General features: G+C 68.1%; 11 protein-coding genes. 10 read left to right on the top strand and 1 reads right to left on the bottom strand.

Annotation, left to right across the window (positions count from 1 at the left end):
• The first annotated feature begins 50 nt into the window (after positions 1-50).
• Positions 51-293 (top strand): TIGR04438 family Trp-rich protein, encoded by a 243-nt coding sequence (locus HFGMBDPB_RS19290; protein WP_016445180.1) that lies wholly within the window; start codon positions 51-53, stop codon positions 291-293.
• A gap of 189 nt (positions 294-482) precedes the next feature.
• On the top strand, positions 483-2,342 hold the full coding sequence (ilvD, locus tag HFGMBDPB_RS19285; protein ID WP_016445181.1) for a dihydroxy-acid dehydratase: 1,860 nt from the start codon (positions 483-485) through the stop codon (positions 2,340-2,342).
• Between the two features lie 338 nt (positions 2,343-2,680).
• Here the strand turns inward: ilvD and bfr are convergent, their stop codons facing one another.
• Entirely contained in the window at positions 2,681-3,157 is a 477-nt protein-coding gene (bfr, locus tag HFGMBDPB_RS19280) for a bacterioferritin (RefSeq protein WP_016445182.1), read from the bottom strand.
• Positions 3,158-3,421: 264 nt separating this feature from the next.
• Between bfr and HFGMBDPB_RS19275 the strand changes: the two genes are divergently transcribed.
• The 8 genes from HFGMBDPB_RS19275 (at position 3,422) to HFGMBDPB_RS19240 (ending at position 14,104) form a co-directional block, all read left to right on the top strand.
• Positions 3,422-4,264 (top strand): p-hydroxycinnamoyl CoA hydratase/lyase, encoded by an 843-nt coding sequence (locus HFGMBDPB_RS19275; RefSeq protein ID WP_016445183.1) that lies wholly within the window; start codon positions 3,422-3,424, stop codon positions 4,262-4,264.
• A gap of 164 nt (positions 4,265-4,428) precedes the next feature.
• Entirely contained in the window at positions 4,429-6,609 is a 2,181-nt protein-coding gene (locus HFGMBDPB_RS19270; RefSeq protein ID WP_212646031.1) for an acetate--CoA ligase family protein, read from the top strand.
• A 106-nt stretch (positions 6,610-6,715) separates the two neighbouring features.
• A complete protein-coding gene (locus tag HFGMBDPB_RS19265) occupies positions 6,716-8,086 on the top strand; it encodes a spinster family MFS transporter (RefSeq protein ID WP_016453086.1) in 1,371 nt (456 codons plus the stop codon).
• Positions 8,083-9,873: an acyl-CoA dehydrogenase gene (locus HFGMBDPB_RS19260; RefSeq protein ID WP_212646030.1), complete on the top strand. Its 1,791-nt coding sequence runs from the start codon at positions 8,083-8,085 to the stop codon at positions 9,871-9,873. The genes HFGMBDPB_RS19265 and HFGMBDPB_RS19260 overlap by 4 nt, the downstream gene beginning before the upstream one ends.
• Positions 9,874-9,982: 109 nt before the next feature.
• Positions 9,983-10,447: a MarR family winged helix-turn-helix transcriptional regulator gene (locus HFGMBDPB_RS19255; protein ID WP_016445187.1), complete on the top strand. Its 465-nt coding sequence runs from the start codon at positions 9,983-9,985 to the stop codon at positions 10,445-10,447.
• Between the two features lie 61 nt (positions 10,448-10,508).
• On the top strand, positions 10,509-11,354 hold the full coding sequence (gene lgt / locus HFGMBDPB_RS19250) for a prolipoprotein diacylglyceryl transferase (RefSeq protein WP_223275185.1): 846 nt from the start codon (positions 10,509-10,511) through the stop codon (positions 11,352-11,354).
• Positions 11,355-11,563: 209 nt separating this feature from the next.
• Positions 11,564-13,009 carry a malonyl-CoA decarboxylase gene (locus HFGMBDPB_RS19245; protein ID WP_212646029.1) on the top strand — a complete coding sequence of 482 codons (1,446 nt, stop codon included), beginning with the start codon at positions 11,564-11,566 and terminating at the stop codon, positions 13,007-13,009.
• A gap of 96 nt (positions 13,010-13,105) precedes the next feature.
• The gene (locus HFGMBDPB_RS19240; protein ID WP_212646028.1) at positions 13,106-14,104 is read left to right on the top strand and encodes a Bug family tripartite tricarboxylate transporter substrate binding protein; all 999 of its coding nucleotides are present in this window, start codon (positions 13,106-13,108) and stop codon (positions 14,102-14,104) included.
• Positions 14,105-14,108: the final 4 nt, after the last annotated feature.

Genomic DNA, 14,108 nt, shown 5'->3' with positions numbered 1-14,108 from the left:
ATGCGTGATGCGTTACCTCGTGTGAAGCGCTTTGTGGCGAAGGAGAAGTGATGTATCTGTTGGGAATTGCGGTCCTGCTCACCCTGCTCAAGCTGGCCGATATCGAACCTGTCGCCACCTGGTCGTGGTACGTCATCCTGGGCGCCTATGGCTTGACGGCGGCCTGGTGGGCCTGGGCGGACATGTCGGGCTACACCAAGCGGCGCGCGGCTGACAAGATCGAGCAGCGGCGCCTGAAGCGCATCGAAAAGAACAAGGAAGCCATGGGCACGGGCACGCGTTCGCGCCGCTGATCGGATCTGAATTGCGCAGCAGGCTTCGTCGCAGGCGATGCCTGGGGTCTGCAAAGGGGCGGTCCACGCCGGCCGGGGCATTCCTGCGCCCCAGCGGTGCGGCGGGTGCTGCGCCATAATCTTCGCCCAGACCCTGGCCTTCCCCACAGGACCAGGGACGGACCGAGACGACAGACAACTGGATTGCCCATGCCCGCATACCGTTCCAAGACTTCCACCGGCGGCCGCAACATGGCTGGTGCGCGCGCCCTGTGGCGTGCCACCGGCATGAAGGATGGCGACTTCGACAAGCCCATCATCGCCATCGCCAATTCCTTCACGCAGTTCGTGCCCGGCCACGTCCACCTCAAGGACCTGGGCCAGCTGGTGGCGCGCGAGATCGAGGCCGCAGGCGGCGTGGCCAAGGAATTCAACACCATCGCTGTGGACGACGGCATCGCCATGGGCCACGACGGCATGCTGTATTCGCTGCCCAGCCGCGACATCATCGCGGACTCGGTGGAGTACATGGTCAACGCCCACTGCGCCGACGCGCTGGTGTGCATCTCCAACTGCGACAAGATTACCCCCGGCATGCTGATGGCCGCCATGCGGCTGAACATTCCCGTGATCTTCGTCTCGGGCGGCCCCATGGAAGCGGGCAAGACCAAGCTGGCCAATCCCACCACGCACACGCTGGAGTTCAAGAAGCTGGACCTGGTCGATGCCATGGTGATCGCGGCCGACTCCAACTACACCGACGAGCAGGTCGCCCAGGTCGAGCGCTCGGCCTGCCCCACCTGCGGTTCGTGCTCGGGCATGTTCACCGCCAACTCCATGAACTGCCTGACCGAGGCCCTGGGCCTGTCCCTGCCCGGCAACGGCACGGTGCTGGCCACGCATGCCGACCGCGAGGAACTGTTCAAGCGCGCCGGCCGCCGCATCGTCGAGCTGGCCCGCGAGTACTACGAGCAGGAAGACGCATCCGTGCTGCCGCGCTCGGTGGGCTTCAAGGCCTTCGAGAACGCGATGACGCTGGACATCGCCATGGGCGGCTCCACCAACACCATCCTGCACCTGCTGGCCATTGCCCGTGAAGCCGAGATCGACTTCACCATGGCCGACATCGACCGCCTCTCGCGCCAGGTGCCCCAGCTGTGCAAGGTCGCGCCCAACACGCAGAAGTACCACATCGAGGATGTGCACCGCGCCGGCGGCATCTTCGCCATCCTGGGCGAGCTGGCTCGCGCCGGAAAGCTGCACACCGACGTGCCCACCGTGCACGCCAAGACCCTGGGCGAAGGCCTGGCGCAGTGGGACATCACCACCACCCAGGACGAAGCCGTGCGGCACTTCTACCTGGCAGGCCCGGCCGGCATCCCCACCCAGGTGGCCTTCAGCCAGAACACGCGCTGGCCCAGCCTGGACCTGGACCGTGCAGAAGGCTGCATCCGCTCCTACGAGCATGCCTTCTCCAAGGAGGGCGGCCTGGCCGTGCTGACGGGCAACATCGCCCTGGACGGCTGCGTGGTCAAGTCGGCCGGCGTGGACGAAAGCATCCATGTGTTCGAGGGCACGGCCCACGTGACCGAGTCGCAGGACGAGGCCGTGCAGAACATCCTGGACGACAAGGTCAAGGCCGGTGACATCGTCATCGTGCGCTACGAAGGCCCCAAGGGCGGCCCCGGCATGCAGGAAATGCTGTACCCGACCAGCTACATCAAGTCCAAGGGCCTGGGCAAGGCCTGCGCGCTGCTGACGGACGGGCGCTTCTCGGGCGGCACCTCGGGCCTGTCCATCGGCCACTGCTCTCCCGAAGCTGCCGCTGGCGGCGCCATCGGTCTGGTGAAGAACGGCGACCGCATCCGCATCGACATTCCCAACCGCAGCATCAACGTGCTGGTCTCCGACGAGGAACTGGCCCGCCGCCGCGCCGAGCAGGATGCCAAGGGCTGGAAGCCCGCCCAGCCGCGCCCGCGCAAGGTCTCGGCCGCGCTCAAGGCCTATGCCAAGCTGGTGATGTCGGCCGACAAGGGCGCCGTGCGCGACCTGTCGCTGCTGGACGACTGACACCGGGCTGCACCGCCGCCCGGCGGTGCGCACCCGATGGAAATGAAAAGGGATGGAAGGCCTTGCGGCTTTCCATCCCTTTTTCTTTTCTCTTCTCTCAGGCCCTTGAGGGCTCTTGTTTCATCGTGGGGCGACCGGCTTGCCGTTTCATCGTGGCTGCCGTTTCGGGCTTTCATCGTGGAGCAAACAGCCCACTCTCATTTATGGGAAGTGCCTGAAAAACTGGCGCGGCCAAAACAAGGGACAGCGAGCAAGGGCCGCCCCGCCGCGAGGCTGTCGTCCCCCTCCCGCGAAGCGAGAGAGGGGGAAGGCGCGAAGCGCCTCAGGGGGAGCTTCATTCAGGCCGGTTCGCCCATCTTGCTTTGCAGGTAGTTGGGCAGGCCGATCTTCTCGATCAGGCCCAGTTGCTTCTCCAGCCAGTAGGCGTGGTCTTCCTCGGTGTCGCGCAGCTGGGCCAGCAGCAGGTCGCGGCTGTTGTAGTCGCCGTGGCGCTCGCACAGGGCCATGGCCGAGCGCAGGCTGTCGCGCACGCGGTATTCGGTGGCCAGGTCCTTGCGCAGCATCTCTTCGACGGTCTCGCCGGGCGTGAACTCGTGCGGGCGCATGTCGGGGCGGCCGCCCAGGAACAGGATGCGGCGCAGGATGGCGTCGGCGTGCTGGGTTTCCTCTTCCATCTCATGGCCGATGCGCTCGAACAGGCGCAGCAGGCCCTGGTCCTCGTACTGGCGCGAGTGGATGAAGTACTGGTCGCGTGCGGAAAGTTCGCCGCGCAGCAGCTCTATGAGGCATTCGATGACTTCTGGCTGGCCTTGCATGTTCTTCTTCTCCTGACTGTGTTGAACACCGCAAGTATCGCGTGAACCCCCGGATCGGCCAAAACACCTGCCGCAATTCCCCGCGTGCCGCGCATTGCATGCATGCGCGACGCAGAAGCATTCGCATCGCCACCGGTCTGGGTGGTGACCGGCCTAGGGTAAACGCTGTATTGCTATGTCGAATAATAGTTATTTATCATAACGATTATGGATCCGAAGCATCGGTGTCCAACCTCCCATTTCCCTTTTGCACAAGGAAGCGCAATGAGCACCGAACGTACCGAAGAACAGACCGTGTCCTGCACCGTCGAAGGCCGCGTGGCCTGGGTGAAATTCAACCGCCCCGAAAAGCGCAATGCCATGAGCCCCCAGCTCAACCGCCAGATGATGCGCGTGCTCGACGACCTGGAGTTCCGTGACGACGTGGGCGTGGTCGTTCTGGCCGGTGAGGGCACGGCCTGGACTGCCGGCATGGACCTGAAGGAATACTTCCGCGAGACCGAAGCCACGGGCCTGGCCGGCACCCGCAAGGCCCAGCGCGAGAGCTATGGCTGGTGGCGCCGCCTGCGCTGGTTCCAGAAGCCGACCATCGCCATGGTCAACGGCTGGTGCTTCGGCGGCGGCTACGGCCCGCTGTTCGCCTGCGACCTGGCCTTTGCCTCGGATGACGCCAAGTTCGGCCTGTCCGAAATCAACTGGGGCATCCTGCCCGGCGGCGGCGCCTCCAAGGTGGCGGTGGAGCTGCTGTCCTTTCGCCGCGCCATGTACCACGCCATGCTCGGCGAGAACATCGACGGCCGCACGGCGGCCGAGTGGGGCCTGGTCAACGAATCCCTGCCGGCCGACCGCCTGCAGGCCCGCGTCACCGAAGTGGCCGAGGCCCTGCTGCAGAAGAACCCCATCGCCCTGAAGGCCACCAAGGATGCCATCCGCCGCGTGCGCGACATGAGCTACGACAACGCCGAGGACTATCTGGTGCGTGCCCAGGAAGCCGCCAACAGCTTCGACAACGAAGGCCGCAAAGAAGGCATGCGCCAGTTCCTGGACGACAAGACCTACAAGCCAGGTCTCGGAACCTACGACTTGAGCAAGCAAGTCACCCCCTGAGGCGCTTCGCGCCTTCCCCCTCTCTAACTCGCTTCGCGAGTGAGGGGGACGACACCCTCAGTGCGGGGCGGCGCGGCCGGCTTAGGCCCTTCCTCGGTGTCCCTCGCTTGGGCAGCGTCCACCACGCGCGGTAGGCCTCCCAGCTTTAATCATTGGAGACAAGAATGACAACGACAGAGATGGCGGCCGCCGTGCGGCCCGACATCGGCAGGCTGCTGAGGCCGCGTTCCATCGCCATCGTCGGCGCCTCGGCCACGCCGGGTGCGCTGGGCGCATCGGTGCTGGGCAATCTGGAGCGCAACGGCTTCGCTGGCGACATCCACCTGATCAATCCCAAGCGCAGCGAGATCGCCGGCCGGGCCTGCCTGGCTTCGGTGGACCAGCTGCCCGAGGGCGTTGACGTGGCCGTGCTGGCCATCCCCCAGCCCTTTGTGCTGGACACGGTGCGCGCGCTGGCGGCGCGGCGCGTGGGCGCGGTGGTGATTTTCTCGGCCGGCTTTGCCGAGGCAGGCGAGCGCGGCATGGCCGAGCAGCGCGAGATCGCACGCATCGCCGCCGAGGCCGGCATGGTGGTGGAGGGCCCCAACTGCCTGGGCTGCATCAACTACCTGCAGCGCGTGCCGCTGACCTTTGTCGAGGTGAATATCGACGCGCAGCAGGTCGATGCCGCGCGGCCCGCCATTGGCGTGGTCTCGCAAAGCGGCGCCATGATGACGGTGCTGTGCACCACGCTGGCCAGCCGCGCGCTGCCGCTGTCGCACGCCATCTCCACGGGCAACGAGGCCGCCAGCCATGCCGAGGACTATGTGGACTTCCTGCTGGAGCAGCCTTCCACGCGCGTGGTCGCCATGATCGTCGAGCAGTTCCGCCAGCCCGGGCGCATTCTGGCCGCCGTGGCCCGTGCGCGCAGCCTGGGCAAGTCGGTGGTGCTGCTGCATCCGGGCAAGAGCAGCGCGGCGCGCGCCTCGGCCGCCACGCACACCGGCGCCATGGCCGGCGACTATGCGCTGATGCGCACCAAGCTGGAACGCGCAGGCGCGGTGTTTGCCGAGACGCTGGAGGAGCTGGGCGACATTGCCGAGATCGCCATCCGCTGCCCGGTGCTGCCATCGGCTGGTGCAGCTGGTGCAGCCGGTGCAGCAGCTGCAGCTGGAGTTGCCGTGCTGGGCGAGTCCGGTGCCTTCAAGGCGTTGACGCTGGACTGGGCCGAGGAGCTGGGCCTGGCGCTGCCCGCCATCGGCGACGACGACTCGCCCGCGCTGCGGGCTGCGCTGCCCGAGTTCGTGGGCGTGAGCAACCCGCTGGACCTCACGGCCCAGGGCCTGGTCGAGCCGGACCTGTATTTCCGCACGCTGGATGCGCTGTTTGGCGATGCGCGCTTTTCCACCATCATCGTCGGCCTGATCCAGGGCGACCCGGTGACCTGCGGCATCAAGATGCCGCCCGTGCTGCGCGCCGTGCGCGAGCTGCGGCCGGCCAAGCCCGTCATCGTGGCGGGCTTGGACGAGGGCGCGGCCGTGCCTGCCGAGTTCATCGCCGAGATGCGTGCGCTGGGCGTGCCGTACTTCCCCAGCACCGAGCGTGCCCTGCGCGCCGTGCAGCGCCTGACCGCCTTCAGCCAGCGCAGTTTCGAGCGCACCGATGCCCAGCCCGTCGCCCTGACCCTGCCCGCAGGCCGCACGGTGGTGCCCGAGTACGAATCCAAGGCCGTGCTGGCACAGGCCGGCATACCCTTTGCGAAGGGCCGCCTGGCCACCTCGGCCGAGCAGGCCGTGGCGATTGCGGCGGAGATCGGCTGGCCCGTGGCGCTCAAGGCGCAGTCGGCCGACCTCAGCCACAAGAGCGATGCAGGCGGCGTGATCCTGAACATTGCCGATGCGCAGGCCATGGGCGAGGCCTGGGGCCGGCTGCATGCGAATGTGGCCGCCTATGACAGCGCCATTGCGCTGGACGGCGTGCTGGTCGAGGCCATGGGCCGGCGTGGCCTGGAGATGATCATCGGCGCGCGCAACGATCCGCAGTGGGGTCCCGTGATCCTGGCGGGCCTGGGCGGCGTGACGGCCGAGATCATGCGCGACGCGCGCCTGCTGGACGCCGACCTGTCCACCAGCGAGGTGCTGCGCGAGCTGGACCGGCTGCAGGGCGCGCCGCTGCTGCACGGCTACCGTGGCGCCCCGGCGCTGGACCGCCAGGCGCTGGCCGAACTCATCGTGCGCCTGGGCCAGGTGCTGCGCGGCACGCCGGCCATCCGCGAGATCGACCTCAACCCGGTCATCGTGCTGCCCGAAGGGCAGGGCGTGGTGGCGCTCGATGCGCTGATGCTGGTCGAGCACAGCGCCGGCTGATGCCCGCGCAAGGGCTGGCGCGGCGCGCCGGCCCTTTTCATGCGCAGCCCTGTCTCGCTTTCCCGCTTTCTTTTTTCCGCTTTCCCTTCCTCCACAGGAGGTCTCCATGAGCCTGCCTTACCCGCCGGGCCGCGTGTCCACGCCCGCGCCGGCCGAGTCGAACGGACTCGGCTATGCCTACTACGTCACCATCATCCTGCTGCTGGCCTACACCCTGTCCTTCGTGGACCGCCAGATCCTGGGCCTGCTGGTGCAGCCCATCAAGAAGGATCTGCAGCTGTCGGACTGGGTCTTCAGCATCGTCCACGGCTTTGCCTTCGCCATCTTCTACACCTTCGTCGGCATCTTCCTGGGGCGCCTGGCCGACCGCTGGAACCGCCGCAATCTCATCGTCATCGGCATGGCGATCTGGGTGGTGGCCACGGCGGCGGGCGGCTATGTCACGGGCTTCGTCTCGCTGTTCGTGGCGCGCATGTTCGTGGGCGTGGGCGAGGCGGCACTGTCGCCGGCGGCCTATTCCATGCTGGCCGACTACTTCCCGCCCGAGCGCCGCGCACGCGCCATGAGCATCTACACCTCGGGCGTGTACATCGGCTCGGCCACGGCCTTCATCGTGGGCGGCCTGGTCATCCAGGCCACCAGCCAGGCCGGCGAGGTGGTGTTCCCGCTGCTGGGCAGCTTCAAGCCCTGGCAGGCGGCCTTCATCTTCGTGGCCCTGCCCGGCATTCCGCTGGTGGCGCTGATGTACACCGTGCGCGAGCCGGTGCGCCGGGGCCTGCAGGCCCGGGCCGCATCCGCCAAAGTGGCCGCGCCCGCGGGACCGGCGCCCGACCTGTCCCATGTGTTGCGCAACAAGCGCGCCTTCCTGCCGCTGCTGCTGGCGCCGGGCATCACGGCCATGATCACCTTCGGCGTCACGGCCTGGCTGCCGGCCACCTTCATCCGCCAGTGGGGCTGGACGCCCGGCGAGATCGGCCCGGCCTACGGCGTCATCATCCTGACCTTCGGCATTGGCGGCATGCTGCTCAGCGGCTTCCTGGCCGACTACCTCACGGCGCGCGGCAAGCAGGTGGGGTCGATCGTCATCTCGCTGGTGGCCACCGGCGTGCTCGTCATCACCGGCCTGGTGCTGGCCTTTGCGCCCACGCCCACGGTGGCCCTGGTGGCCGTGGCGGCCACCACCTTCTTCCTGGGCATGCCGGTGGCGCTGGCGCCGCCGATCCTGCAGGCGGTCACGCCCAACCAGCTGCGCGGCCAGGTGACTTCCATCTACCTGCTGCTGATCAACCTGATCGGGCTGGGCCTCGGTCCCTTCCTCGTGGCCTTTTTCACGGACTTCGTCTTCCATGACGAAAAGCTCGTGGGCCTGTCGCTGGGCCTGGTGTCCGCACTGGCCGCGCTGCTGTCCGTGCTGTGCCTGGCCAGCGCCATCGGTCCCTACCGCCGCCTGGTCGCGGCCACGGAGGGCCGGGCATGAGCGCGCAGGCATCACATTGCTCGCACTACCAGCCGCCGCTGCAGGACATCCGCTTCGTCCAGCAGCACTGGCTGGGCGCCGAGGGCGACTGGCGCCGCATGCCGGCCCATGAAGCCCTGGACCAGGAGACGGCCGACATGGTGGTCGAGGCGGCCGGGCGCTTTTGCGCCGACGTGCTGGCCCCGCTCAACGGCCCGGCCGACCTGCAAGGCTGCCGCCTGGAGCAGGGCAGGGTGCGCACGCCCGACGGCTTCCCCGCCGCCTATGCAGCCTTCATGGAGGCAGGCTGGCCCGCACTGGCCTGCGCCCCCGACGCTGGCGGCCAGGGCCTGCCCCAGCTGCTGGATGCCGCGCTGCACGAAATGCTGGCCTCGGCCAACCATGGCTGGACCATGTATCCGGGCATCCTGCACGGCGCCTATGCCTGCCTGCACGCGCATGGCGACGAGCACCTGCGCGCCACCTACCTGCCGCACATCGTCAGCGGCCGCTGGCTGGCCACCATGTGCCTGACCGAGCCCCAGGCCGGCTCCGACCTGGGCCTGCTGCGCAGCCAGGCCAGGCCCCGCGGCGATGGCAGCTACAGCCTGGACGGCAGCAAGATCTTCATCTCGGGCGGCGACCAGGACATGAGCGAGAACATCGTCCACCTGGTGCTGGCGCGCCTGCCCGATGCGCCTGAGGGAACGCGCGGCCTGTCGCTGTTCCTGGCGCCGCGCGGCATTCCCCGGGACGACGGCAGCTTTCTGCCCAACGCCATCCACTGCGACGGCATCGAAAAGAAGATGGGCATCAAGGGCAGCGCCACCTGCGCCATGCGCTTCGAGGGCGCGCAGGCCTGGCTGGTGGGCCAGCCCCACCAGGGCCTGGCTGCCATGTTCGTGATGATGAACTCGGCCCGCCTGCACGTGGGCCTGCAGGGCCTGGGCCATGCCGAGATGGCCTGGCAGCTGGCGCGCGCCTATGCGGCCGAGCGACGCCAGATGCGCGCCCAGCCCCGGCCTGCCGATGCGCAGGGCCCCGCCGACCCCATCGCCCTGCAGCCGGCCGTGCAGCGCATGCTGGCCGACCTGCGCGTCTGGACCGAAGGCATGCGCGCCATTGCAGGCTGGGTGGCGCACCAGCTGGACCTGGCCGAACAGGCGCCGGATGCCGAGGAGCGCGCCCAGGCCCATGCGCTGGCCTCGCTGCTCACGCCCGTGGTCAAGTCCTTTTTCACCGAGCGGGGCTTTGCGCTGGCCAGCGAGGCGCTGCAGGTCTTCGGCGGCTACGGCTATGTGCACGAGTACCGTATCGAGCAGACGCTGCGCGATGCCCGCATCGCCATGATCTACGAAGGCACGAACCAGATCCAGGCGCTGGACCTGCTGCAGCGCAAGGTGGCCTCCAGCGGCGGTGCCGCGCTGGCGCCGCTGCTGAAGGTGCTGCGTGAAGAGGCCGATGCCTGCGACGCCGCGGGCATGGAGACCGGCTTTGCAGGCGCGCTGCGCAGCTGGGCCGAGCGCATGCAAGCGCTGACGGGCGAGCTGTGTACCGGCGCTGCCGGCGACAGGCAATTGCTGGCGCGTTGTGCCGAGGACTACTTGCGACTGGTCGGCACGCTGTGCATGGCCTTTGCCTGGGCACGCGCGGCGCGCGTCAGCCTGCCGCTGGCCGATCCGGCGCTGCGCCGCTCCAAGGCGGACAGCGCGGCCTGGTTCCTTGCGCATGGCCTGCTGGATGCGGAGCACTGGCTGCGCCGCACCGAGGCCGCTGCCCGTACGCCGCTGCCAGCCGCCGTGGCTTGAGCGGGCTGCCGGGGCTTTTATGATGGAACGCCGCACCGGCCCTGCAGAACCGCAGGCGCCGGTGCGGCCTTGCTTCGTTGCGCCTTCTTCCTCTTCCGGATCCGTGTCCATGGACAGCTCCTTCGAACCCGCCGTCGACCAGTCGCGCCTGCAGCGCTTTCTGGGCTACCGCCTCACGCGCGCGGAAATCCACATCCACAAGCTGTTTGCGCGGCGCGTGGCCGAACTGGACCTCAAGCCCAGCGAGTTCTCCATCCTGGTGCTCATCCACGCCAACCCGGGCATCTACCTGCGCCAGCTGGGCGAGGCGCTGGACATCTCGCCCTCCAACCTGGTGCCCGTGGTCGAGCGCCTGGTGCAGCGCGGCCTCATCGGGCGCCAGCCCGATCCGCGCGACCGCCGGCTGCAGCAGCTGCACCTGACGGACGACGGCAGCGCACTGCAGGCGCGGGCCGAAGGCGTGGTGGTGCAGCTGGAAGACGAACTGGAGCAATTGCTCACCGCCACCGAGCAGCGCCATCTGCTGTCTGCCCTGGACAAGCTCACGGCCATCCAGGAAGGCCCGCAAGGCTGAGCGGGCGGGACGCCATCTTTCCAACCCCTGGCCGGCGCCGGCCATGCGGCGCTGCGGCACAATGCCGACCATGCTGATGTACCCGCAGATCGATCCCGTGGCCCTGCAGATCGGGCCCCTCGCCGTGCACTGGTACGGCCTGACCTATCTGGCCGCCTTCGGCCTCTTCCTCTGGCTGGGCACGCGCAGGCTGCGCCACCCGCCCTTCGTGCGCATGCAGGGCGACCGCGCCTGGACGCGCAAGGACGTGGAAGACATTCTTTTCCTGGGCGTGCTCGGCGTGGTCGTCGGCGGGCGGCTCGGCTACTGCCTGTTCTACAAGCCCGGCTACTACCTCAGCCATCCGCTGGAGATCTTCTACGTCTGGCAGGGCGGCATGAGCTTTCATGGCGGGCTGATCGGCGTCATCGGCTCCATGGTCTGGTTCGCGCGCTCGCGCGCACGCTCGTGGCTGGAGGTGGCCGACTTCGTCGCGCCCTGCGTGCCCACGGGCCTGGCGGCGGGCCGTGTCGGCAACTTCATCAATGGCGAACTGTGGGGCCGCTTTGCCAGCCCCGAGCTGCCCTGGGCCATGGTCTTCCCGCAAAGCGGCTCCATGCTGCCGCGCCATCCTTCGCAGGTCTACCAGTTCCTGCTCGAGGGCCTGCTGCTGTTCGTGCTGCTGTGGCTGTATGCACGCAAGGAGCACAAGCCGGGCCAGGTGGCGGCGGTCTTCCTGACCGGCTATGGTGCCTTCCGCTTCATTGCCGAGTACTTCCGCGAGCCTGACGACTTCCTGGGCCTGCTGTCGCTGGGAATGAGCATGGGCCAGTGGCTGTGCGTGCCCATGGTGATCGGCGGCATTGCCATGTGGCTGTGGGCGGCGGGGCGTCCGGCCTATCCGGCCCATGCGGGCAAGCCGGCCTGAACCTGGCTGGACACAATGCGAAGCGGGCCCTGGGCCCGCTTTCTTTTTGGCGTGGCGCGCGCGTGCTGGGGATTGCCCGAAGACAAGATCGCGACATCGGCGTACACGCGCTGGCGTACAGACTCCCATAATGTGAGCAGCAAGGGATTGTCATTGGCCCGTTGGCGGCATGACAGTCCCGTGACCGCTTGATATGGAGGAGTGTCTGAATGGGTCTGGCTACCGACTGGATTGCCCGCAATGTGTCCCGCTTTCGCAGCACCGAGGCCGCTGCGCCTGCAAAAAAGGCCGAAGGCGATGCAGCCAAGGCTCCCGCGCCGCGCGGCACGGCCCAGCGCCTGCAGGCCACCCTGCGCCGAGGCCAGGAAGTGCTGTCCCCGCGCGAGCTGCGCAAGCTCATGGAAGACCTGCAGGCTGCCGCCGACGCAGCGCTCAGCGATGTCGAGGGTGGCCGCCACGCGCAGCAGCTGATGGACTGGTATGCCCAGGCCGAGCTGCCGGCGCGCCAGGATTTCTGGGCGCTGATCGTCGAGCAGTTCGGCCCCGACACCGACGCCTTGATGACCGCACGCAAGCGCTATGACACGGCCACCAGCGACGCCGAGCGCGGCCATGCCGAGATGGATCTGCGCCGCGCGCTGATGTCGCCGCGCACGCGGCTGCTGCAGCGGTTTGCCCAGCCCCAGGGCGGCATGGGCTTTCTGGTGGACCTGCGTGCCGAACTGCTGGCACTGCCCAAGGCGGAGCAGCAGCGCTTTTCCGCGCTGGATGCCGAGCTGGAGCATCTGTTTTCCACCTGGTTCGACGTGGCCCTGCTGGAGCTGCGCCGCCTGAGCTGGGACTCGCCGGCCTCGCTGATCGAAAAGCTCATCCAGTACGAGGCCGTGCACGACATCCGCAGCTGGGCCGATCTCAAGAACCGCCTGGACAGCGACCGCCGCTGCTACGGCTTCTTTCACCCCCGCATGCCCACCGTGCCGCTGATCTTCGTGGAGGTGGCGCTGGTGGACAAGATGTCCGACAGCATTGCCCCACTGCTGGACGAGACCGCCGCAGCCTCCGACCTGGGCCGCGCCACCACGGCCATCTTCTACTCCATCAACAACACCCAGACCGGCCTGCGCGGCGTGAGCTTCGGCGACTCGCTGATCAAGCATGTGGTGGAGACGCTGACGGGCGAATTCCCCCGGTTGCGCCATTTCGCCACGCTGTCGCCCATTCCGGGCCTGCGCGCCTGGATCTCCAAGCACGGCGACGCCATCCTGGAGAAGATGGACGAGCGCCAGCGCAAGGCCTTCGAGCTCAAGGCCGGCGGCATGGGCGCCGAGCACCTGCTGGCGGCGCTGGATGCGCCGCAGGATCTCAAGCCCGACGCGCCTGTGCGCCGCGCCCTGCTGTTCTGCGCTGCCCACTATCTGGGGCGCGAGACGGCCAAGGGCCGGCCGCTGGACCCGGTGGCGCGCTTTCACCTGGGCAACGGCGCGCGCGTGGAGCGGCTCAACTGGGCGGCCGACCTGTCGGCCAAGGGACTCAAGCAGTCGCTGGGCCTGATGGTCAACTATCTCTACGACCTCAAGCGCCTGGACAAGCATCGCGGCCTGCTGGCGCAGGGCCGCATACCGGTGTCCTCGGACATCGAAGCCCTGTGCAAATGAAAAGGGGCGCGGCGTAGGCCGTGCCCCTTTTCTTGCACAGGGATTGCTGCGCCTGACAACGAAGACAGCCTCAAAGAGGCGACAAGGAGACAAGTCATGCAAGCTTCCCACCCCACGGGGCGGCGCGCGGTGTTGCGCGCGGCCGGGGCCTCGATGGCCGCGCTGGCCCTGCCCATGGCAGCCCGCGCCGCGACGGACTGGCCGTCCAAGCCCGTGAACCTGGTCGTGCCGTTTCCGGCCGGCGGGGGCACCGATGCCTTTGCCCGGCCGTTCTCGGCCCAGTTCGCCAAGAGCGCGGGCAAGACCCTGGTGATCGACAACCGTGGCGGCGCAGGCGGCACCCTGGGCGCCAGCTACGCGGCCAAGCTGGCGCCGGACGGCTACAACTTCTTCATGGGCGGCACCCACCATGTGATTGCGCCGTCCATGTACCCCCGCCTGGACTATGACCTGGAGCGCGACTTCGTCGCGCTGGCCCTGCTGGCCAGCGTGCCCCAGGTGCTGGTGGTCAACCCGCGCAACGTGCCGGGCAAGACCGTGCAGGATCTGCTGGCCGACCTGCGCAAGCAGCCGGGCAAGCTCAACTACGCCTCGGCGGGCGCGGGCACATCGCACCATCTGGCCGGAGAGCTGTTCAAGCTGCAGACCAATACCTTCATCACCCACATTCCCTATCGGGGCGCAGGCCCGGCGCTGCAGGACCTGATCGCCGGCAATGTGGACATGATGTTCGACGGCCTGGGCTCCTCGGCCCAGCACATCAAGAGCGGACGCATCCGTGCGCTGATGGTCTCGGGCGACAAGCGCAACCCCGCCTTCCCCGACGTGCCCTGCGCGGCCGAGTCCGGCCTGCCCGACTACACGGTCACCACCTGGTACGGCCTGTGGGCGCCCAAGGGCACGCCGCAGGCGGTGCAGGCCCAGGTCATCGACCAGGTGCAGCGCATAGGCTCGGCCGAAGAGATCAAGTCCATCTGGGCGCGCAACGGCGCCGACTACGGCAGCATGAACCAGCAGCAGTTCGCGGCCATGGTGCATGGCGAGATCGCGCGCTGGGCCCAGGTGGTCAAGGCCTCGGGCGCCAAGCTGGAGTAGCGGA

The organism is Delftia sp. PE138 (assembly GCF_018320755.1).
Lineage (GTDB): Bacteria > Pseudomonadota > Gammaproteobacteria > Burkholderiales > Burkholderiaceae_C > Comamonas > Comamonas tsuruhatensis.
The sequence above is the reverse complement of the archived record's forward strand: the minus strand, read 5'-3'. Positions and strand labels throughout refer to the sequence as shown.